Annotated in this window: 19 protein-coding genes and 1 tRNA gene; all 20 read left to right on the top strand. The window is 66.4% G+C overall.

Annotation, left to right across the window (positions count from 1 at the left end; translation table 11 throughout):
- The first annotated feature begins 241 nt into the window (after positions 1-241).
- The 20 genes from ATSB10_RS02735 to truB all read left to right on the top strand — a co-directional run bounded on the left by ATSB10_RS02735 (position 242) and on the right by truB (position 21,681).
- The gene (locus ATSB10_RS02735) at positions 242-598 is read left to right on the top strand and encodes an NADH-quinone oxidoreductase subunit A (RefSeq protein WP_017462256.1); all 357 of its coding nucleotides are present in this window, start codon (positions 242-244) and stop codon (positions 596-598) included.
- The gene (locus ATSB10_RS02740; RefSeq protein WP_026107339.1) at positions 589-1,146 is read left to right on the top strand and encodes a NuoB/complex I 20 kDa subunit family protein; all 558 of its coding nucleotides are present in this window, start codon (positions 589-591) and stop codon (positions 1,144-1,146) included. Before ATSB10_RS02735 ends, ATSB10_RS02740 begins: the two co-directional genes overlap by 10 nt.
- 13 nt (positions 1,147-1,159) lie before the next feature.
- Positions 1,160-1,888 carry an NADH-quinone oxidoreductase subunit C gene (locus ATSB10_RS02745; protein WP_063670327.1) on the top strand — a complete coding sequence of 243 codons (729 nt, stop codon included), beginning with the start codon at positions 1,160-1,162 and terminating at the stop codon, positions 1,886-1,888.
- A gap of 1 nt (position 1,889) precedes the next feature.
- A complete protein-coding gene (locus ATSB10_RS02750) occupies positions 1,890-3,146 on the top strand; it encodes an NADH-quinone oxidoreductase subunit D (RefSeq protein ID WP_017462253.1) in 1,257 nt (418 codons plus the stop codon).
- Positions 3,147-3,165: 19 nt separating this feature from the next.
- A complete protein-coding gene (gene nuoE / locus ATSB10_RS02755; protein ID WP_063670328.1) occupies positions 3,166-3,693 on the top strand; it encodes an NADH-quinone oxidoreductase subunit NuoE in 528 nt (175 codons plus the stop codon).
- A 4-nt stretch (positions 3,694-3,697) separates the two neighbouring features.
- Positions 3,698-5,041: an NADH-quinone oxidoreductase subunit NuoF gene (gene nuoF, locus ATSB10_RS02760; RefSeq protein WP_063670329.1), complete on the top strand. Its 1,344-nt coding sequence runs from the start codon at positions 3,698-3,700 to the stop codon at positions 5,039-5,041.
- On the top strand, positions 5,041-7,368 hold the full coding sequence (gene nuoG, locus ATSB10_RS02765) for an NADH-quinone oxidoreductase subunit NuoG (protein ID WP_063670330.1): 2,328 nt from the start codon (positions 5,041-5,043) through the stop codon (positions 7,366-7,368). Before nuoF ends, nuoG begins: the two co-directional genes overlap by 1 nt.
- Positions 7,369-7,370: 2 nt before the next feature.
- Entirely contained in the window at positions 7,371-8,399 is a 1,029-nt protein-coding gene (gene nuoH / locus ATSB10_RS02770; RefSeq protein WP_063670331.1) for an NADH-quinone oxidoreductase subunit NuoH, read from the top strand.
- Between the two features lie 8 nt (positions 8,400-8,407).
- The gene (gene nuoI, locus ATSB10_RS02775) at positions 8,408-8,899 is read left to right on the top strand and encodes an NADH-quinone oxidoreductase subunit NuoI (RefSeq protein ID WP_017462248.1); all 492 of its coding nucleotides are present in this window, start codon (positions 8,408-8,410) and stop codon (positions 8,897-8,899) included.
- Between the two features lie 15 nt (positions 8,900-8,914).
- Positions 8,915-9,571 (top strand): NADH-quinone oxidoreductase subunit J, encoded by a 657-nt coding sequence (locus tag ATSB10_RS02780; protein ID WP_063670332.1) that lies wholly within the window; start codon positions 8,915-8,917, stop codon positions 9,569-9,571.
- Positions 9,571-9,876: an NADH-quinone oxidoreductase subunit NuoK gene (gene nuoK / locus ATSB10_RS02785; protein WP_017462246.1), complete on the top strand. Its 306-nt coding sequence runs from the start codon at positions 9,571-9,573 to the stop codon at positions 9,874-9,876. The genes ATSB10_RS02780 and nuoK overlap by 1 nt, the downstream gene beginning before the upstream one ends.
- A 4-nt stretch (positions 9,877-9,880) precedes the next feature.
- Positions 9,881-11,923 (top strand): NADH-quinone oxidoreductase subunit L, encoded by a 2,043-nt coding sequence (gene nuoL, locus ATSB10_RS02790; RefSeq protein WP_063670333.1) that lies wholly within the window; start codon positions 9,881-9,883, stop codon positions 11,921-11,923.
- A 15-nt stretch (positions 11,924-11,938) separates the two neighbouring features.
- Entirely contained in the window at positions 11,939-13,447 is a 1,509-nt protein-coding gene (locus ATSB10_RS02795) for an NADH-quinone oxidoreductase subunit M (RefSeq protein ID WP_063670334.1), read from the top strand.
- Between the two features lie 12 nt (positions 13,448-13,459).
- The gene (nuoN, locus tag ATSB10_RS02800; RefSeq protein ID WP_063670335.1) at positions 13,460-14,914 is read left to right on the top strand and encodes an NADH-quinone oxidoreductase subunit NuoN; all 1,455 of its coding nucleotides are present in this window, start codon (positions 13,460-13,462) and stop codon (positions 14,912-14,914) included.
- Between the two features lie 75 nt (positions 14,915-14,989).
- Positions 14,990-15,066: transfer RNA gene (locus ATSB10_RS02805), tRNA-Met, on the top strand.
- 191 nt (positions 15,067-15,257) lie between these two features.
- A complete protein-coding gene (locus tag ATSB10_RS02810) occupies positions 15,258-15,785 on the top strand; it encodes a ribosome maturation factor RimP (RefSeq protein WP_063670336.1) in 528 nt (175 codons plus the stop codon).
- A gap of 54 nt (positions 15,786-15,839) precedes the next feature.
- The gene (gene nusA / locus ATSB10_RS02815; RefSeq protein WP_063670337.1) at positions 15,840-17,345 is read left to right on the top strand and encodes a transcription termination factor NusA; all 1,506 of its coding nucleotides are present in this window, start codon (positions 15,840-15,842) and stop codon (positions 17,343-17,345) included.
- Positions 17,346-17,475: 130 nt separating this feature from the next.
- Positions 17,476-20,262, top strand: coding sequence for a translation initiation factor IF-2 (gene infB, locus ATSB10_RS02820; RefSeq protein WP_063670338.1), 2,787 nt, complete (start codon positions 17,476-17,478; stop codon positions 20,260-20,262).
- Positions 20,263-20,383: 121 nt separating this feature from the next.
- Complete coding sequence (gene rbfA / locus ATSB10_RS02825; RefSeq protein WP_063670339.1) at positions 20,384-20,758, top strand: 30S ribosome-binding factor RbfA; 375 nt, start codon at positions 20,384-20,386, stop codon at positions 20,756-20,758.
- The gene (truB, locus tag ATSB10_RS02830) at positions 20,758-21,681 is read left to right on the top strand and encodes a tRNA pseudouridine(55) synthase TruB (protein ID WP_063670340.1); all 924 of its coding nucleotides are present in this window, start codon (positions 20,758-20,760) and stop codon (positions 21,679-21,681) included. Before rbfA ends, truB begins: the two co-directional genes overlap by 1 nt.
- The last annotated feature ends 56 nt before the right edge of the window (positions 21,682-21,737 follow it).

Consider the following 21,737-nt stretch of genomic DNA (forward strand, 5'->3'; position numbering starts at 1 on the left):
CGCCGATCGCGCACCGCTTTCGAAAGTCCGTTCGAAAGCGGCTGAATACTTGTCGTGTCACCTGCCCTCGCTGGTACAATGGCGCGATCCCCGAACCAGACCGTGGTCAATCGGACGCTCGCAAACGGACCGTGAGCGATGGTGATGGCGCCCTGAGCGTCCATTGCTTTCCGCTGATCACTTCCGGACCGTCATCCTCACGGTCACTGATGCGCCTGCGGGCGCGGAGGTACGCTGCATCGTGCTTGCCGAATACTGGCCCATCCTGCTGTTTATCGGCGTCGCCACCGGGCTTGGCCTGGTGCTGCTCGCCCTCGGCCTGCTCGCCGGCCCGCGTCGTCCCGAATCGGAGAAGCTCTCGCCCTACGAGTGCGGCTTCGAGGCCTTCGAGGACGCCCGCATGCGCTTCGACGTGCGCTACTACCTGCTGGCCATCCTGTTCATCATCTTCGACCTGGAAATCGCCTTCCTTTTCCCGTGGGCGGTGGTGTTCAAGTCGATTGGCCTGACTGCGCTCATCGAGATGGCGCTGTTCCTGCTGCTGCTGGTGATCGGTTTCGCCTACGTCTGGAAGAAGGGAGCACTGGAATGGGAGTGATGTCTTCCATCGACCGGGTGATGCACAACCCGCAGCCGCTGAACCTGGTGGACGACATCCTGCGTCCGGCAGGGGACAATCCGGTGATCCAGCGCGGCTTCGTCACCACCAGCGTCGATGCGCTGATGAACTGGGCGCGCACCGGTTCGATGTGGCCGATGACCTTCGGCCTGGCCTGCTGCGCGGTGGAGATGATGCACGCCGGCGCGGCGCGACTGGATCTGGACCGCTACGGCGTGATCTTCCGCCCGTCGCCGCGCCAGTCCGACGTGATGATCGTCGCCGGCACCCTGGTCAACAAGATGGCCCCCGCGCTGCGCAAGGTCTACGACCAGATGCCCGACCCGAAGTGGGTCATTTCCATGGGCAGCTGCGCCAATGGCGGCGGCTACTACCACTACTCCTACTCGGTGGTGCGCGGCTGCGACCGCGTCGTGCCGGTGGACATCTACGTACCGGGCTGTCCGCCGACGGCCGAGGCGCTGATCCACGGCATCCTGCAGTTGCAGAAGAAGATCCGCCGCACCAGCACCATCGCGCGTTCCTGAAGGCGTCCGTACCATGACTGATACGCAAGACACCTCGCTCGCCGGCCGCCTTGCCGCGCGCTTTGGCGACACGCTGGCGATCCGCGTCGAGCGCAACGAGACCATCGCCGAGGTGCGTCCGGCCGACCTGATCGCCGTGGCCACCGCGCTGCGCGACGAGGCGCCGTTCCGCTTCGGTCAGCTGATCGACCTGTGCGGCATCGATTATCTCGGCTACGGCCAGAGCGAGTGGGAAACCAACACCGCGGGCGGTGAGGGTTTCTCGCGCGGCGTGGAAGGTGAGGCCATGGGGCGTTTCGCCTGGGCCAACCGCCCACGCGCCGGGCATGATCCGCGCCGTTTCGCCGCGGTGATCCAGCTGCTTTCGATCGAGCACAACCACCGTCTGCGCCTGCGTGTGTTCTGCGAAGACGACACGCTGCCGGTGATGCCGTCGGTCACCGGCATCTGGGCGGGTTCCAACTGGTTCGAGCGCGAGGCGTTCGACCTGTACGGCATCCTGTTCGAAGGGCACCCGGACCTGCGCCGCATCCTCACCGACTACGGCTTCGTCGGTCACCCGTTCCGCAAGGACTTCCCGCTGATCGGCAACGTCGAGGTGCGCTACGACGCCGAGCAGAAGCGCGTGGTGTACGAGCCGGTCTCGATCGAGCCGCGCGTGCTCGTGCCGCGCACCATCCGCGACGACGCGGACCTTTTGCAGGCCCAGGCCGAGGCCGCCGACGACTGGCGCAGGAACTGACATGGCCCAGGAAATCCGCAATTACACGATGAACTTCGGCCCGCAGCATCCCGCTGCGCACGGCGTGCTGCGCCTGGTGCTGGAGATGGACGGCGAGACCATCGTCCGGGCCGATCCGCACGTGGGGCTGCTCCACCGCGGCACCGAGAAGCTGGCCGAGTCCAAGCCGTTCAACCAGTCGATCGGCTACATGGACCGCCTCGACTACGTGTCGATGATGTGCAACGAGCACGCCTATGTGCGCGCCATCGAGAACCTGATGGGGATCGAGGCACCGGAGCGTGCGCAGTACATCCGCACCATGTTCGACGAGATCACCCGCATCCTGAACCACCTGATGTGGATCGGTTCGAATGCGCTCGACCTCGGTGCGATGGCGGTGTTCCTGTACGCCTTCCGCGAGCGCGAGGAGCTGATGGACTGCTACGAGGCGGTCTCCGGCGCGCGCATGCATGCCACCTACTACCGCCCCGGCGGCGTCTACCGTGACCTGCCGGCGCAGATGCCGCAGTACCGCGAGTCGCCCTGGCACAAGGGCAAGGACCTCAAGCGCCTGAACAGCTGGCGCGAGGGTTCCATGCTCGACTTCCTCGATGCGTTCACCGCGGACTTCCCGTCCAAGGTCGACGAGTACGAGGAGCTGCTGACCAACAACCGCATCTGGAAGCAGCGCACCGTCGGCATCGGCGTGGTGTCGCCGGAGCTGGCCCAGCAGTGGGGCATGACCGGCGCGATGCTGCGCGGCTCGGGCGTGGCCTGGGACCTGCGCAAGAAGCAGCCCTACGCCAAGTACGCCGAGATGGATTTCGACATCCCGCTGGGCGTCAACGGCGACTGCTACGACCGCTACCTGGTGCGCGTGGAAGAGATGCGCCAGTCCAACCGCATCATCCAGCAGTGCGTGAAGTGGCTGCGCGCCAACCCCGGTCCGGTGATGCTGAAGAACTTCAAGGTGGCGCCGCCTTCCCGTGTCGAGATGAAGGACGACATGGAAGCGCTGATCCATCACTTCAAACTGTTCACCGAGGGCTACGGCGTGCCGGCCGGCGAGACCTATGCCGCGGTCGAGGCGCCGAAGGGCGAGTTCGGCTGCTACCTGGTCTCCGATGGCGCCAACAAGCCGTTCCGCGTGCACCTGCGTGCACCGGGCTTCGCCCACCTGTCGTCGATCGACACTGTCGTCAAGGGCCACATGCTGGCCGACGTGGTGGCGATGATCGGCACCTATGACCTCGTGTTCGGCGAAGTCGATCGCTGAGCGCACGGGAGCCAAGACCATGAAAGCCACCGGACATTACGATCAGGTCAAGGACGTCGATCCCCAGGTCGTCCTCAACGAACACACCCGCCAGCACATCGAGGAGTGGGTGGCCCGGTTCCCGCCGGACCGCAAGCGCTCGGCGCTGATCCAGTCGCTGTTCGCGGCGCAGGAGCAGAACCACGGCTTCCTCACCGATGAGCTGATCACCGCGGTCGCCAAGTACCTCGGCCTGCCGGCTGTGTGGGCGTACGAGGTGGCGAGTTTCTACTCGATGCTCGAGACCCGGCCGGTCGGCCGCAACAACGTGGCCATCTGCACCAACATCTCGTGCTGGCTCAACGGCGCCGAAGAGCTGGTGAGGCACTGCGAGCAGAAGCTCGGCATCAAGCTTGGCGAGAGCACGCCGGATGGCCGCGTATACCTGAAGCGTGAGGAAGAGTGCATCGCGGCCTGCGTGTACGCGCCGGCGATGACGGTCAACGGGCATTATCACGAACGGCTCACCACCGAAAAGCTCGATGCCATCCTGGACGGGCTGGAGTAAGACGATGGCGAACACCACCACCGGTCCGGTCGGACCCGCACCGAAGGACCACCAGGTCGTCTACACCACGCTGCATTTCGACAAGCCCTGGGCGATGTCGAGCTACGAGCAGGTGGACGGCTACAAGGCCTGGCGCAAGATCCTTGCCGAGAAGACCGATCCGACCGCGATCATCGAGGAAGTGAAGAAGTCGAACCTGCGCGGCCGCGGCGGCGCGGGCTTCCCGACCGGCCTGAAGTGGTCTTTCATGCCGAAGGGCGACATGCAGAAGTACATCCTCTGCAACTCCGACGAATCCGAGCCGGGCACCGCCAAGGACCGCGACATCCTGCGCTACAACCCGCATGCGGTGATCGAGGGCCTGGCCATCGCCTGCTACGCGACCGGTTCCACCGTGGCCTACAACTACCTGCGCGGCGAGTTCCACCATGAGCCGTTCGAGCACTTCGAGGAAGCGCTCAAGGAAGCCTACGCGGCCGGCCTGCTGGGCAAGAACATCCAGGGCAGCGGCATTGATGTGGACATCTATGGCGCGCTGGGCGCCGGTGCCTACATCTGCGGCGAGGAAACCGCGCTGATGGAGTCGCTCGAGGGCAAGAAGGGCCAGCCGCGCTTCAAGCCGCCGTTCCCGGCCAACTTCGGCCTGTACGGCAAGCCGACCACGATCAACAACACCGAGACCTACGCCTCGGTGCCGGCGATCCTGCGCAACGGCGCCGATTGGTTCCTCAACCTCGGCAAGCCGAACAACGGCGGCCCGAAGATCTTCTCGGTCTCCGGCCACGTGGCCAGGCCGGGCAACTTCGAGATCCGCCTCGGCACCCCGTTCGCGGAGCTGCTGGAAATGGCCGGCGGTGTGCGCAACGGCAACAAGCTCAAGGCGGTGATCCCGGGCGGTTCCTCGATGAAGGTGCTGCCGGCGGACACCATGATGGAAGCCACCATGGACTACGACTGCCTGCAGAAGGCGGGTTCGGGCCTGGGGTCCGGCGCGGTCATCGTGATGGACGAGACCACCTGCATGGTCAAGGCCTGCCATCGCATCTCGCGCTTCTACTACGCCGAGTCCTGCGGCCAGTGCACCCCGTGCCGCGAGGGCACCGGCTGGATGTACCGCGTGCTCAGCCGCATCGTGGACGGGAAGGGTACCGAGGATGACCTGCATCGCCTGAAGGCGGTCGCCGGCCAGATCGAGGGCCACACCATCTGCGCCTTCGGCGAAGCCGCCGCCTGGCCGGTGCAGGGCTTCCTGCACCACTTCTGGGACGAGTTCGAATACTTCGTGCGCAACGGTCGCTCCATGACGGACGACAAGCTTGCCGCCGCAAACCAGGGAGTCGCCGCCTGATGAGCGCGCAGCCAACCCCCGCCGCCCCCGATCTTCTGAACATCGAGATCGACGGCAAGCCCACCCAGATCCGCAAGGGCGCGATGATCATCGAGGCGGCCGACGCCATCGGTGTCTCGATCCCGCGCTTCTGCTATCACCGCAAGCTTCCCATCGCCGCCAACTGCCGCATGTGCCTGGTGGACGTGGAGATGGGCGGCCGGATGATGCCCAAGCCGCAGCCGGCCTGTGCTACTCCCGTCGCGGAAGGCATGAAGGTGATGACGCGCTCGGAGAAGGCGCTGAAGTTCCAGAAGGACGTGATGGAATTCCTTCTGATCAACCACCCGCTGGACTGCCCGATCTGCGACCAGGGCGGCGAGTGCGAGCTGCAGGACGTCTCGCTGGGCTACGGCCGCAGCGTGTCCCGCTACACCGAGCGCAAGCGCACCGTGGCCGACGAGAACATCGGCCCGCTGGTCGCCACCGAGATGACCCGCTGCATCCAGTGCACCCGCTGCGTGCGTTTCACCAGCGAGATCGCCGGTACCTACGAGCTCGGCGGCATGAACCGCGGCGAGAACCTGCAGATCGGTACCTACATCGGCAAGACGATCGAGACGGAGCTGTCAGGCAACATCATCGACGTCTGCCCGGTCGGCGCGCTGACCAACAAGCCGTTCCAGTTCAAGGCGCGCGCCTGGGAGCTGACGGCGAAGCCGTCGATCGGCTACCACGACGCGCTCGGCTCCAACCTGTGGCTGCACACGCGCCGCGGCGAGGTACTGCGCACGGTGCCGCGCGACAACGAGTCGATCAACGAGTGCTGGCTGTCCGATCGTGACCGCTACAGCTACCAGGGACTGTATGCCACCGACCGCGTCAGTGCGCCGGAAGTGAAGCGCAACGGCCAGTGGCAGGCGACCACCTGGGAGGACGCCCTGTCGTTCGCCGCCGAGGCGCTGCGCAAGGTCCCCTCAGGCGAACTGGGCGTGCTGGCCAACCCGGCCGCCACGAGCGAGGAGGGCGACCTGCTGGTGCGTCTGGCGCGCGGCCTGGGCAGTGCCCACGTCGACCACCGCCTGCGTCAACTCGACTTCGCCGATGGTGCCGTCGCCGGCACGTTCGCGATGCCGGTCGCCGACGTGGCCAAGGTGCGCGGCGCATTGCTGGTTGGCTCCAACCTGCGCCACGAAATGCCGCTGCTCAACCATCGCCTGCACCAGGCGGTGAAGAAGGGCGCGAAGGTCTACACGGTCAATCCGGCCGCGTTCGACTTCAACTACAAGCTGGCTGGCGAAGCCATCGCCGCGCCGCAGTCGCTGGTCGACGCACTGCTCGGTCTGGCCAAGGCGGCGGTGGGCGCCGGTGCGTCCGCGCCGGCGGCGCTGGCCGAGGCGATCGCTGCGGCGTCGTCCGACCAGGGCGATGCCGATGCGCTGGCCCAGCTGAAGAGCGGTCCGTCGGTGATCGTGCTTGGCGAACTGGCCGTCACCCATCCGCAGGCTTCGTGGCTGCGTGCCATCGCCCGCTTCATCGGCGAGGCGACCGGGGCCGCGGTCAACGAGCTGCCGGTCGGCGCCAATGCGCTGGGCCTGGCCCGTGCCGGCGTGCTGCCGGGCAATGGCGGCCTGGATGCACAGGCCATGCTGGCCAATCCGCGCAAGGGCTATGTGCTGTTCGGCATCGAGCCGCCGTACGACTTCGCCGATGGTGGCAAGGCGCTCAATGCGCTGCTCGGCGCGGATTCGGTGGTCGCCTTCGCGGCATTCGCCAGCCCCACGCTGCGTGACGTGGCCGACGTGATCCTGCCGATCGCGCTGTTGCCGGAGACCGATGGCACGCTGGTCAATGTCGACGGCGTGCCGCAGCAGGTGCGGGCCGGTGCGAAGCTGCCGGGGCAGGCCCGGCCGGGCTGGAAGGTGCTGCGCGCGCTGGGTGGCATGCTGCAGTTCGCCGGTTTCGAATTCGACGACCTGGCCGGGCTGCGTGCAGGCATGGCCGAGGTGTCGAGCCGTCCGGGCGCGGCGGGCCTGGCCACCCGCGAAGCGGTTTCCGGCCTGACGCGGCTGGCCAGCTGGCCGATCTATCGCACCGACGCGGTGTTGCGTCGTGCCGAAGCGCTGAACGCACACCCACTCAACCGCGCGCCGGCCGCCCGTCTGAATGCTGACGAGGCCGCCCGCCAGGGGCTCGTCGTCGACGCGGCGGTCAAGCTCGGGCAGTCGGTGCTGCCGGTTGTGATCGACGCCGCGGTGCCCGACGGTGCCGTCTGGATCGAGGCCGCGCACGACCTCACCGCGACGCTGCCGGCCTACGGCGCAACCCTCACCCTGAGCAAGGCTTGACCATGGGCGACCAGATCCTCAACCAGCTCGTCTGGCCGATCGTACATATCCTCGCCATCGTGCTGCCGCTGGTGCTGGCAGTGGCGATGTTCGTGTACTGGGAGCGCAAGATCATCGGCTGGATGCACGTGCGCATGGGGCCGAACAAGATCGGTCCGCTCGGCCTGCTGCAGGCCTTCGCCGACGTGGTCAAGCTGCTGATCAAGGAAGTGATCCTGCCGACCAACGCAAACCGCTTCCTGTACTACCTCGCGCCGTTGTTGGCGCTGGTGCCGGCGCTGGCCGCCTGGTCGGTGATCCCGTTCGGCACCAAGATGGTGCTGGCCAACGTCAATGCCGGCCTGCTGTACCTGCTGGCGATGACCTCGCTGGGCGTGTACGGCATCATCCTCGCCGGCTGGGCCTCGAACTCGCGTTATGCGCTGCTCGGCGCGATGCGCTCGGCCGCCCAGGTGATCTCCTACGAGCTGGCCATGGGCCTGTGCCTGGTCTGCGTGCTGGTGCTGGCCGGCTCGCTGAACCTGACCGACATCGTGATGGCGCAGGCGGGCAGCAAAGGCATCGGCGAGTGGTTCATGTGGCCCCTGCTGCCGGTGTTCGTCATCTACTTCATCTCCGGCGTCGCCGAGACCAACCGCGCGCCGTTCGACGTGGCCGAGGGCGAGTCTGAGATCGTGGCCGGCTTCCACGTGGAGTACTCCGGCTCGGCGTTCGCGCTGTTCTTCCTGGCCGAGTACGCCAACATGATCCTGGTGAGCTTCCTCGCCTCGATCCTGTTCATGGGCGGGTGGCTCAGCCCGTTCCCGGAGAGCTGGGGCTGGATCGGCCACGGCAACTTCTTCTGGCTGTTCGCCAAGGCCTTCGCCTTCGCTTTCCTGTTCCTCTGGTTCCGCGCCAGCTTCCCGCGCTACCGCTATGACCAGATCATGCGGCTGGGCTGGAAGGTGTTCATTCCCATCACCATCGTGTGGGTCCTCGTCGCCGGCTGCATGAAGTACTACGGCTGGGTCACCATCGGCACGGGGGTCTGAAGAAAGCCATGTCCCGCATTACCCATTACTTCAAGAGCCTGCTGCTCATCGAGCTTCTCAAGGGCATGGCGCTGACCTGGCGCTACCTGTTCGCGCCCAAGTACACGATGCGCTACCCGATGGAGCACATCCCCAAGTCGAATCGCTTCCGTGGCCTGCATGCGCTTCGCCGCTATCCGAACGGCGAGGAGCGCTGCATCGCGTGCAAGCTGTGCGAGGCGGTGTGCCCGGCGCTGGCGATCACCATTGATTCGGCCCCGCGTGCCAGCGATGGCCAGCGCCGCACGACGCGCTACGACATCGACCTGTTCAAGTGCATCTTCTGCGGTTTCTGCGAGGAGAGCTGCCCGGTCGACTCGATCGTCGAGACGCACGTGCATGAATACCACTTCGAACAGCGCGGCGAGAACGTGGTGACCAAGCCGCAGCTGCTCGCCATCGGCGACCGCTTCGAGGCCGACATCGCCGCCGCCCGCGCGCAGGACGCGGCGTACCGCTGAGGGCAGGGGAAACACATGATCAATCCACAACTGTTCCAGCTGATCTGCTTCTACGCCTTCGCCACGGTGACCGTGGCCTCGGCGCTGGCGGTGATCACCCTGCGCAACTCGGTGCATGCCGTGCTCGCACTGGTGCTGACCTTCTTCAGTTCGGCCTGCATATGGCTGCTGGCCGAGGCGGAATTCCTGGCGATCGCGCTGATCGTCGTCTACGTCGGCGCGGTGATGGTGCTGTTCCTGTTCGTCGTGATGATGCTCGACATCGATCAGGAAAAGATGCGCGAGGGTTTCGTGAAGTTCCTGCCGGTCGGCCTGATCGTGGCGCTGGTGATGCTCGGGGAGATGCTCGCGCTGATCGGTGTGCGTGCCATGCATGCGAAGGTGCTGGGCGCGAACCCGGCGACCGAGGCGGGCCTGTCCAACACCGCCTGGCTGGGCCATGCGCTGTACACCGACTATCTGCTGCCGTTCGAGATCGCCGCGCTGATCCTGACCGTTGGCGTGGTCGCGGCAGTCGCGCTGACCCTGCGTCATCGCGGTGGCGTGCGCTACCAGACCGCCAGCCAGCAGGTGGCGGTCAAGGCCAGCGACCGCGTGCGCATCGTCAAGATGGACGCGGATACGAACTACGGTCGCACGCCGGCGCCGACCGCTTCCGAGGAGACCAAGTGATGCTCACGCTCTCGCACTACATCGTGCTCGGCGCGGTGCTGTTCTGCATCTCCGTGGCCGGCCTGTTCATCAACCGCAAGAACGTCATCGTGCTGCTGATGGCGATCGAGTTGATGCTGCTGGCCGTGAACATGAACTTCGTGGCGTTCTCGCGCTTCCTGGGCGACGTGTCCGGCCAGGTGTTCGTGTTCTTCATTCTCACCGTGGCCGCGGCGGAATCCGCCATCGGCCTGGCGATCCTGGTCCTGCTGTTCCGCAACCGCAGCACGATCAACGTCGCCGAAATCGACAGCATGAAGGGTTGATTGGATGGAACTCTCGACGGCAATCCTTCTCACCATCCCGCTGGCGCCGCTGGTCGGCTGCCTGCTGGCGGGCTTCTTCGGCAAGTTCATCGGCCGGGCCGGCGCGCACAGCGTGACCATCCTGGGCCTGCTGGTCGCCTGCGGCCTGTCCTTCTACGTGCTGTACCAGATCACCGCGGGCGGCGCGCCGGTCTACAACCACAACCTGTACACCTGGTTCGAGATCGGCAAGTTCAGCGCGAGCGTCGGCTTCCTGATCGACCGGCTGACCGCGATGATGATGGTGGTGGTGACCTTCGTGTCGCTACTGGTCCACGTCTACACGATCGGCTACATGGCCGATGACCCGGGCTACCAGCGCTTCTTCAGCTACATCTCGCTGTTCACCTTCTCGATGCTGATGCTCGTGATGAGCAACAATTTCATGCAGCTGTTCTTCGGCTGGGAAGCGGTGGGCCTGGTGTCGTACCTGTTGATCGGCTTCTGGTACAAGCGGCCGACCGCGATCTTCGCCAACCTGAAGGCGTTCCTGGTCAACCGCGTCGGTGACTTCGGCTTCCTGCTGGGCATCTCGGCGGTGCTGTACTTCCTCGGCACGCTGGACTACGCCACCGCCTTCGCCGGTGCCGATTCGCTGGTCGGCAAGACGCTGACGATCACCCAGGGCATGCACTGGGATGCGCCGACCGTGATCTGCGTGCTGCTGTTCATCGGCGCAATGGGCAAGTCGGCCCAGGTGCCGCTGCACGTGTGGCTGCCCGACTCGATGGAAGGCCCGACCCCGATCTCGGCGCTGATCCACGCCGCGACGATGGTGACCGCCGGCATCTTCATGGTGGCCCGCATGTCGCCGCTGTACGAGCTGTCCGGCTCGGCGCTCAGCTTCGTCATGGTGATCGGCGCCACCGGCGCGCTGTTCACCGGCCTGATCGGCATCGTGCAGAACGACATCAAGCGCGTGGTGGCCTACTCGACGCTGTCGCAGCTCGGTTACATGACCGTGGCGCTGGGCGTTTCGGCCTACTCGGGTGCGGTCTACCACCTGATGACCCACGCCTTCTTCAAGGCGCTGCTGTTCCTCGGCGCGGGCTCGGTGATCATCGCCATGCACCACGAGCAGGACATGCGCTACATGGGCGGTCTGCGCAAGTACATGCCGATCACCTGGGTCACCATGTGGATCGGTTCGCTGGCGCTGTGCGGCGTGCCGTTCTTCTCCGGCTTCTACTCGAAGGACGCGATCATCGAGGCGGTCGGCGAGTCGCATCGCTGGGGCGCCCACTATGCCTACTTCTGCGTGATGGCCGGCGCACTGGTCACCGCGCTGTACACCTTCCGCCAGATGTACCTGACCTTCCACGGCAAGGAGCGCTTCACGGTGAAGGCCCATCACGGCCACGGTCACGATGCGCACCATGACGACCATCATGACGATCACGGCCACCACGAGCCGGGTGTGCTCGAGCACGCACCGACCGAGTCGCCGTGGGTGGTGACCCTGCCGTTGATCCTGCTGGCGATCCCGTCGCTGCTGGTGGGCATCTTCACCGTGGGCCCGATGCTGTTCGGCGGCTGGTTCGGCCAGGCGATCCACGTGGACGAGGCCAACAACGTGCTGGGCGAAATGGCGGGCGAGTTCCACGGCGCGATGGCGATGGCGCTGCACGGCTTCACGCAGCTGCCGTTCTTCCTCGTGCTGGCGGGCTTCGTCATCCAGACCTACATCTATCTGTTCAACCCGGCGCTGGCCGGCCGGATCAAGAGCGCGCTGAAGCCGCTGTGGACCGTGCTGGACCGCAAGTACTGGGTGGACGACGTCTACTTCGCGGTCTTCGCCCGCGGTGGCGTGAAGCTCGGTCGCCTGTTCTGGAAGGCCGGTGACGCCGCGGTGATCGACGGTGCCATGGTCAACGGTTCGGCCAGCCTGGTGCAGAAGATCGCTGCGGCGATGCGCCGCCTGCAGTCCGGCTACCTCTACCACTACGCCTTCGCGATGATTCTCGGCCTCATCCTGCTGCTCGGCGGGTTCTGGCTGGTCGGGCACTAAAGGGAATCCAGCTCCATGTTCAATCACCTGCTCAGCCTGCTGATCTGGCTTCCCGTGGTCGGCGCCGTCCCGGTGCTCCTCGCGGGCTCCGGCCGTCCCTCGCTGGCCCGCTGGCTCGCCCTGGCCGTCGCCGTGCTCACCTTCGCGGTGAGCCTGTTCCTGATCCCGCAGTACCACCTCGACGGTGCAGTGATGCAGCTGCGCGAGGATCACCTGTGGATCGCCTCGCTCGGCGTGCACTACGGCCTCGCGGTGGACGGCATCTCGGTCGCCCTGATCCTGCTCACCACCTTCGTCAGCATCCTGGTCATCGTCGGCGCGTGGGAGGTCATCCAGGACAAGCCGCACCAGTACATGGCCGCCATGCTGGTGCTCGAGGGCCTGATGATCGGCGTGTTCTGCGCCACCGACGCGTTGCTGTTCTACGTGTTCTTCGAGGCGATGCTGATCCCGATGTTCATCCTCATCGGTATCTGGGGTGGCCCGCGTCGCGTCTACGCCACGATCAAGTTCTTCATCTACACGTTCCTCGGTTCGATCTTCATGCTGATCGGGCTGATCTACCTGTACCAGAAGGCCGGGACGTTCAACCTGCATGCGCTGGCGGCGTTGCCGCTGTCGATGACCGAGCAGACCTGGCTGTTCTTCGCCTTCCTGCTGGCCTTTGCGGTGAAGGTGCCGATGGTGCCAGTGCATACCTGGCTGCCGGACGCCCACGTGGAGGCGCCGACCGGCGGTTCGGTGGTGCTGGCGGCGGTGATGCTGAAGATCGGCGGATACGGCTTCCTGCGCTTCTCGCTGCCGATCACCCCGGATGCCGCTGCACACTTCGCGCCGCTGGTGATCGTGCTCAGCCTGGTCGCGGTGGTCTACATTGGTTACGTGGCCTTGGTGCAGGACGACATGAAGAAGCTGGTGGCCTACTCGTCGGTGGCCCACATGGGCTTCGTGACGCTGGGCATCTTCATCGCCTTCATGCTGGTGCGTGATGCCGGCAACCTGGATGCGGCCAAGCTCGGCATGCAGGGTGCGATGGTGCAGATGATCTCGCACGGCTTCGTCTCCGGCGCGATGTTCTCCTGCATCGGCGTGCTGTACGACCGCCTGCATACGCGCCAGATCAAGGACTACGGTGGCGTCATCAACGTGATGCCCTGGTTCGGCTTCTTCTACGTGCTGTTCGCCATGGCCAACTCGGGCCTCCCGGGTACCAGCGGTTTCGTGGGCGAGTTCATGGTGGTGCTGGCCAGCTTCAGCGCCAATCCGTGGATCGCGCTGTTCGCCGCCTTCACCTTGATCATCGGCGCGGCCTACACGCTGTGGATGGTCAAGCGCGTGCTGTGGGGCGACATCACCAACCCGCACGTGGCGGAAATGAAGGAGATCAACGGGCGCGAGACCTTCGTGCTGGCCGCCTTCGCTGCCGCAGTGCTCGCGCTGGGCATCTGGCCGCAGCCGCTGATCCATCTGATGGACAACTCGGTGGCGCAGCTGGTCCAGCAGCTGGCTGTTCACAAGATCTGATCGGGACCGACCATGCCCTCAATGAATGACATCCTGATCCTTGCGCCGGAGTTCTACCTGGTCGCCGCCGCGTGCTTGCTGTTGCTGCTCGACGCGTTCATGAAGCCCGAGCAGCGGCACTGGCTGCACTGGCTTTCGATCGCCGTGCTGGCGGTGGCGATCTACATGGTGGTCGGTGCTGCGCCGCCGGTTGCGGTGAGCGCGTTCCACGGCATGTTTGTGCGCGACGGCGTGGCGACCATCCTCAAGGTGTTCGCGCTGCTGACCACGATCCTCGTGTTCGTGTATTCCCGTCCCTACCTGCGCGACCGCAAGCTGTTCATCGGCGAGTTCTACACGCTGATGATCTTCGCTGTGATCGGCGTGATGCTGCTGGTTTCGGCCGGCAGCCTGGTCACCGTCTACCTCGGCCTGGAGCTGCTGTCGCTGTCGTCCTATGCGCTGGTGGCGTTGAACCGCGACGCGCCGCTGCCTTCCGAGGCCGCGATGAAGTACTTCGTGCTGGGTGCACTGGCCTCGGGCATGCTGCTGTATGGCATGTCGATGGTCTACGGCGCCTCCGGCATGGGCGGGCAGGCCACGCTGGACCTGGCACAGCTGAAGTCCGTGATGGGTTACACCCAGGCGCCGACCCTGCTGCTGTTCGGCCTGGTGTTCATGGTCGTGGGCATCAGCTTCAAGCTCGGTGTCGCGCCGTTCCATATGTGGATCCCGGACGTCTATCAGGGCGCGCCGACGCCGATCACCACCTTCATCGCCTCGGCTTCCAAGCTGGCGGCGTTCGGCATGGCCTATCGCCTGCTGGCCGGTGGCATGGCCGAGGTCGCGCACCAGTGGCAGCTGATGCTGGCGGTGCTGGCGGTGCTCTCGCTGGCGATCGGCAACCTCGTCGCCATCGTGCAGACCAACCTCAAGCGCATGCTGGCGTACTCGACCATCTCGCACATGGGTTACCTGCTGCTGGGCCTTTCGGCGGCCAACCCCGAGGGCTATTCGGCGGCGATGTTCTATGCGATCAGCTATGCACTGATGAGCACGGCGTCGTTCGGCGTGATCCTGGCGCTGAGCCGGGCGGGCTTCGAGTGCGAGGAGATCGACGACCTGCGCGGTCTCAACCAGCGCTCGCCCTGGCTGGCCTTCCTGATGATGCTGGTGATGGTCTCGCTGGCCGGCGTGCCGCCGATGTTCGGCTTCTTCGCCAAGCTGCTGGTGCTGCAGGCGGCCGTGCACGCGAACATGTTGTGGCTGGCCATCGTCGGCGCGGTGTTCGCCATCATCGGCCTGTACTACTACCTGCGCGTGGTCAAGGTGATGTACTTCGACAAGGCAGTCGAGGGCTCGGAACTGCGCATGCAGCCCGACGGTTCGCTGCGCGTGGTGCTGTCGCTCAACGCACTGGGCCTGCTGGTGATCGGCCTGTACTGGGGGCCGCTGATCGCGTGGTGCCGCGACGCGCTGGCCGGCTGAGTCCCTTTCCCGGGGAAATATTTCCGGAAAGACTTGCAAGAAACCGGCCATGTCGCTATAGTCTTCGGACTCTGATGCGGGGTGGAGCAGTCTGGCAGCTCGTCGGGCTCATAACCCGAAGGTCGCAGGTTCGAATCCTGCCCCCGCTACCAGATCTTTCTTAGAACAAGAAAGCCTCCTCGTGAGGCTTTTTTGTTGGGCGCAAGGAAGCGTCGCCAGTCGGCCGAGGGCAGCGCCCCATGGGCGCCGTGGCTCGGGAAGGCTGGATGAGCCGGTACATCGGCGAGTTTAGGGAATGGGCCACTTGAGCCCATTTTTTGTTTCTGGCACCGGAAAACCGACCATGGATACCCTGGCACTGGCAAATCGGTTCAGCGAAGTTCTGGCGGATCTCCAGCTGGAATGCCTCGGCGTGGAGTTCACCCCGTCGCAGGGGCAGAGTACGCTTCGGGTTTACCTGGACGTCCTGGACCACTCGGGTGGACGCGAGGTCGGCATCGACGACTGCGAAGCGGCCAGCCGCGAACTGTCGGCCCTGCTGGACGTCGAGGACCCCGTGCCGGGCCATTACGTGCTGGAGGTGTCCTCGCCGGGCATCGATCGTCCGCTCTTCACGGCCGAGCAGTTCGGGCGTGTGCTCGGGCAGGAAGTGAAGGTGTTGCTGAAGGCGCCGATCGAAGGTCGCCGCCGCCTGCGCGGCAAGCTGGTGCAGGTGGACGGCGAGCGGATCGTGCTGGAGGCGGAAGGCAAGTCGTTCGAATTCGACCAGGCGGATATGGAAAGCGCCCGCGTGGTACCGGACTGGGTGGCGCTCGGTTACGTGCCGCAGCCCAAGCCGGGTGGCAAGAAGCCGGCCAAGAAGGCCAAGTAAGACCTATCCCTAGCGAGCGGGCGCCGGAGAGCGGCGACCCACGGAGTAGCTGCAATGAGCAAAGAACTGTTGCTGGTCGTCGACGCAGTCGCCAACGAGAAGGGCGTGCCGCGCGAGGTCATCTTCGAGGCGATGGAAGCCGCGCTGGCGTCTGCGGCGAAGAAGCGCTACCCCGATGAGGATCCCGACATCCGCGTGGAGATCGACCGCCACTCCGGTGAATACGAGACCTTCCGTCGCTGGGAAGTCATCGCCGACGACGGCGAGATGGAGTCGCCGTTCTACCAGGTGCGCCTGATGGACGCCGTGGACGAGCGCGAGGACGCCCAGGTCGGCGAGTTCGTCGAGCAGCAGATCGAGAACGCCGAGTTCGGCCGCATCGCGGCTCAGGCCGCCAAGCAGGTGATCGTGCAGCGAGTGCGCGAGGCCGAGCGCCAGCAGGTGGTCGATGCCTTCCGCGATCGCGTCGGCGAGCTGGTGGTGGGTATCGTCAAGCGCGTCGAGCGCGGCAACGTCTATCTCGACCTCGGCAGCAACGCCGAGGCGTTCATTCCCCGCGACAAGACCATCCCGCGCGAGTCGCACCGCGTCGGCGACCGCGTGCGCGGCTACCTCTACGAAGTGAAGTCCGAAGTGCGCGGACCGCAGCTGTTCGTGTCGCGCGCCGCACCGGAATTCATGATCGAGCTGTTCAAGCTCGAGGTGCCGGAAGTCGGCCAGGGCCTGGTCGAGATCAAGGGCTGTGCCCGCGATCCGGGCGACCGCGCCAAGATCGCCGTGCTGGCCCACGACAGCCGTACCGATCCCATCGGCGCGTGCATCGGCATGCGCGGCTCCCGCGTGCAGGCGGTGTCCAACGAGCTCAACGGCGAGCGCGTGGACATCATCCTGTGGCACGAGAACCAGGCCCAGTTCGTGATCAACGCGATGGCGCCGGCCGAGGTGCAGTCCATCATCATGGACGAGGAAAAGCATTCGATGGACATCGCGGTGGCCGAGGACAAGCTGTCCCAGGCGATCGGCCGCGGTGGTCAGAACGTGCGCCTGGCCAGCAAGCTCACCGGCTGGCAGCTCAACGTGATGACGCAGGACCAGGTCACCGCCAAGAGCGAGGCCGAGCAGCAGGCTGCGCTTGCGCTGTTCATGGAGAAGCTCGAGGTCGACGAGGAGATCGCCAACATCCTGGTGCAGGAAGGCTTCTCCAGCGTCGAGGAAATCGCCTACGTGCCCAGCGCCGAGCTGCTGGCGGTCGAGGGCTTCGACGAGGACATCGTCGAGGAGCTGCGGGCCCGCGCCCGCGACGCGCTGCTGACCGAGGCGCTGGCGGTCGAGGAGGGGCTGGAGGAGCACCAGCCGTCCGAGGACCTGCTTGCGCTCGAGGGCATGGACGAGGCCACGGCCTACGCCCTCGCGGCGCGCGAAGTGAGTACGGTGGACGATCTGGCCGACCTCGCGGTCGACGACCTGATCGATATCGAGGGCATGGACGAGGAACGTGCTGCGGCGCTGATCATGGCTGCACGCCAGCCGATGATCGAGCGCCTGGAGAAGGGCGGCTAACCGCGAGCGGCCGCGCCCTGGGACGGGCGCGCCGGGGAGAGTCCATGCGGACTCTCCACCAGGGACGGTGGTGGACGTGCAGGCATGGCCGCACGGACGTGAAGCGCGGGAACGGCGGAGAAAGAACACGATGTCGGATGTCACGATCAAACAACTCGCCAAGGTACTTGGCATGCCGGTGGACAAGCTGCTCGGACAGCTTGGCGAGGCAGGCATGAAATTCTCCGATCCGGAGCAGGTCATCAGCAGCACCGAGAAGGTGAAGCTGCTCGGCTTCCTGCGCCGTACCCACGGCAAGAACGAGGCGGCACCGGAGGTCGACGATGCGGCGCCCCGGCAGATCACCCTCAAGCGCCGCAAGGTCAGCGAGCTGAAGGTCGCGACCCCGGGCGGGCGTGGCGCGGCCAGCAGTGCCAAGACGGTCAACGTCGAGGTGCGCGCCAAGCGCACCTACGTCAAGCGCAGCGTGATCGCCGAGGAGACCGCGGTCGACAGCGAGCGCGAGGATGCCGCACGCAAGCTGGCCGAATCGCAGCGCCAGCGCGAGCAGGAAGAGCAGGACCGTATCGAGGCAGAGCGCCGCCGCGAGGAAGAGGCGCGCCAGCGCGCCGCCGAGGAAGAGGCCCGCTCCGCCGAGGAGGCGCGCCGGCAGGCCGAGGCCGAGCATGCACGCCAGGCCGCGGAAGCCCAGGCGACGAGCGAACCCGAGGCGGCATCCGAGGCGCCCGCTGCTGCACCGGTCCAGGACAAGCCTGCCGAGGCCGCGGAAGCGTCCGCCCAGACCACGTCCGGTGGCAGCACCGACCACAGCGCCTTTGGCCTGATCGTCCCCCGCATCCACGAGCCGCGTCGCCGTGAAAAGAAGGTCGTGGCTGCGCCGGCACCTGCACCGGCACCCGCGCCTGCCCCCGCGCCGGCGGCAGCACCGGGTTCGGATGCCGCGCGCGGTGCGAAGGCGCGGCATGGTCGCGATCGTGACGACGTCGCCGGTGGCAAGCGTTTCGCCTCGGGCGAGCTGCATCTGTCCGATGCCGACCGCGCCCGGCGTTCCAGCAAACGTGGCAAGCCGGGCCGCTCCGGTCGCGATTCCGGTCGCAGTGCGTCGGCGTCCACCAGTGGCGGACCGCATGGCTTCACCCGTCCGACTGCCGCGGTCGTGCGCGAAGTGGTGGTCGGCGACGCCAACCTGGTCGCCGACCTCGCCCAGAAGATGGCGGTCAAGGGCTCGGAAGTGGTCAAGGCGCTCTTCAAGATGGGCGTGATGGCCACCATCAACCAGACCATCGATCACGACACCGCGGTGCTGGTGGTCGAGGAACTCGGTCACAAGGCCGTGGCCGCGAGCGAGGACAACGCCGAGGCGGCACTGGCCGCGCACACCCAGAACGCCGAACTGGAAGGCGAGAAGGTGTCGCGCCCGCCGGTCGTCACCATCATGGGCCACGTCGACCACGGCAAGACCTCGCTGCTGGACTACATCCGCCGCGCCAAGGTGGCGGCGGGCGAGGCCGGCGGCATCACCCAGCACATCGGTGCATACCACGTGGATACGCCCAAGGGCGTGATCACCTTCCTGGATACCCCGGGCCACGCGGCGTTCACCTCGATGCGCGCCCGCGGCGCCCAGTCCACCGACATCGTGGTGCTGGTGGTCGCGGCCGACGACGGTGTCATGCCGCAGACCAAGGAGGCCGTGCAGCACGCGCGCGCCGCCAAGGTGCCGCTGATCGTCGCGCTGAACAAGATGGACAAGTCCGACGCCAACCCGGACAACGTCAAGCAGGGTCTGGCGAACCTGGAAGTGGTTCCGGAAGACTGGGGCGGCGACACCATGTTCGTGCCGGTGTCGGCCAAGACCGGCATGGGCGTGGACGAGCTGCTCGACGCGATCTCGGTGCAGGCCGAGGTGATGGAGCTGAAGGCGGTCGAGGACGGCCCGGCGTCCGGCGTGGTGATCGAGTCCAGCCTGGACAAGGGCCGCGGCCCGGTCGCAACTGTGCTGGTGCAGCAGGGCACGCTCAAGCGCGGCGACTTCGTCGTTTGCGGTATCGAGTATGGCCGCATGCGTGCGCTGGTGGACGAGCGCGGCAAGACCGTGCAGGAAGCCGGTCCTTCGATCCCGGTGCAGGTGCTCGGTCTCTCCGGCGTGCCGGAAGCGGGCGACGACTTCGTGGTCGTGGCCGATGAGCGCCTGGCCCGCGAAGTGGCCGCCGAGCGTCAGCAGAAGCGCCGCGAGACGCGGCTGGTCAGCAAGGCCAACCGCCTCGAGGACATCATCGCCCAGATGGGCCAGGGCGCCGAGCAGCAGACGCTCAACATCCTGGTCAAGGCCGACGTGCAGGGCTCGGTCGAGGCGCTGCGTGAGTCGCTGAGCGCGATCGGCAACGAGAACGTGAAGGTCAACGTGATCGCGGCGGGCGTCGGTGGCATCACCGAGTCGGATGCCACGCTGGCCGCCGCCTCGAAGGCGCTGGTGATCGGCTTCAACGTGCGTGCCGACGCCTCGGCGCGCAAGGTGATCGATACCGCCGGCCTGGACGTGCGCTACTTCTCGATCATCTACGACGTGATCGACCAGGTGAAGCAGGCCGCGTCCGGTCTGCTGGGCGTGGAGATCCGCGAGGAGATCATCGGCATCGCCCAGGTGCGCGAGGTGTTCCGCAGCTCCAAGTTCGGCGCGGTGGCCGGTTGCATGGTCACCGAGGGTTCGGTCAAGCGCTCCAAGCCGATCCGCGTGCTGCGCGACAACACCGTGGTCTTCGAAGGCGAGCTGGAGTCGCTGCGTCGCTTCAAGGACCTGGTCGACGAGGTGCGCAACGGCATGGAGTGCGGTATCGCCGTGAAGCAGTACAACGACGTCAAGGTCGGCGACCAGATCGAGTGCTTCGAGCGCATCGAGGTGGCTCGCACGCTGTAACGGACCGTCCGGGCCGGCGTTTCCCGCCGGACCCGCGGCCCGAGATACGGAGCCCGGGCAGGCCTGCCCGGGCTTCCTGCTTTTTGTGAACATCCGGCGCGTTGCGCCCGAAGGAGGCCCCATGCCCTCACGCGATTTCAAACGGACCGACCGGGTCGGCGCCGAACTGCGCCGCGAACTCGGCCTGCTGGTGCACGCCGCCGTGCGCGATCATGCGCTGCCGTCGGTGAGCGTGTCCGACGTGGAGGTGACCCGCGACATGGATTGGGCCACGGTGTGGATCACCGCGCTGCAGGCCGAGCAGGCGCCGGTGGCGCTGAAGGCGCTGAAGGAGCTGGCCGGCGAGTTCCGCCGCTCGCTTGCCCGCGGCATGCGCCTGCGGCGGGTGCCGGAGTTGCGCTTCAAGTACGACGACTCGGTCGACAAGGGCGAGCGCATCGACCAACTGCTGCGCGCCGACGAGCCGACGGCGGCCGACGGAGCCGTCGAGGACTGATGGGTCGGATCGCTTTCCGCGAGCTGCACGGCCTTGTGCTGCTCGACAAGCCGCTGGGACTGAGTTCCAACCAGGCGCTGCAGGAAGTGCGCCGGCTGTTCCGCGCCGCCAAAGGCGGTCACACCGGTGCGCTGGATCCGCTGGCTACCGGCCTGCTGCCGCTGTGCTTCGGCGAAGGCACCAAGCTGGCCGCACACCTGCTCGGGGCGCGCAAGGCGTATCGGGCCACCTGCCGGCTGGGCGTCACCACCACCACGGGCGACCTCGAGGGCGAGGTCGCGAGCCATCGCGCGGTGCCGGCGCTTGATGGCGCGGTGATCGAGGCGGCGCTGGTGCCGCTGCGTGGACGCATCCGGCAGGTGCCACCGGTCTACTCGGCGATCAAGCAGGGCGGCGAGCCGCTCTATGCCAAGGCGCGCCGCGGCGAGGCCGTGGATGTCCCCGCCCGGGAGGTCGACGTTTACCGCCTGGTGCTGCTCGGCCGCGAAGGCGACCTGCTGCACCTGGAGATCGAGTGCGGCACGGGCACCTACATCCGCAGCCTGGCCGTCGACCTGGGGGAGGCACTGGGGTGCGGGGCGCACCTGACCGCCTTGCGCAGGATCTGGGTCGAGCCGTTCACCTCGCCGCGGATGTACTCGCTGGACGAATTGCGCGAGCGGGCCGGGCAGGGCGACGCTGCCCTGCTCGAGGCCTTGCTGCCGGTCTCCGCGGGAGTGGCACACCTGCCGGCGCTCCATCTGGATGCCGCACAAAGCCAGGCGATCGCCCAGGGGCGACGGATCGCGCTGGACGGGGAGGGTATTCCCGTCGGGCTTTGTACGGCGTTCGCCGAAGATGGCGCCCTGTTGGCCCTGGTCGAATGCGGCCCGGATGGACTGCTGCGGGTACAACGCGGCTTCAACCTGCCGCCCGGCGGCTGAGGCGTCGATGGAGTTCGGCGACAGCCCGGTGGCGGGGGGATGACGGTCTTGTTGTA

The sequence above is a fragment of the Dyella thiooxydans genome (genome assembly GCF_001641285.1).
Lineage (GTDB): Bacteria > Pseudomonadota > Gammaproteobacteria > Xanthomonadales > Rhodanobacteraceae > Dyella_A > Dyella_A thiooxydans.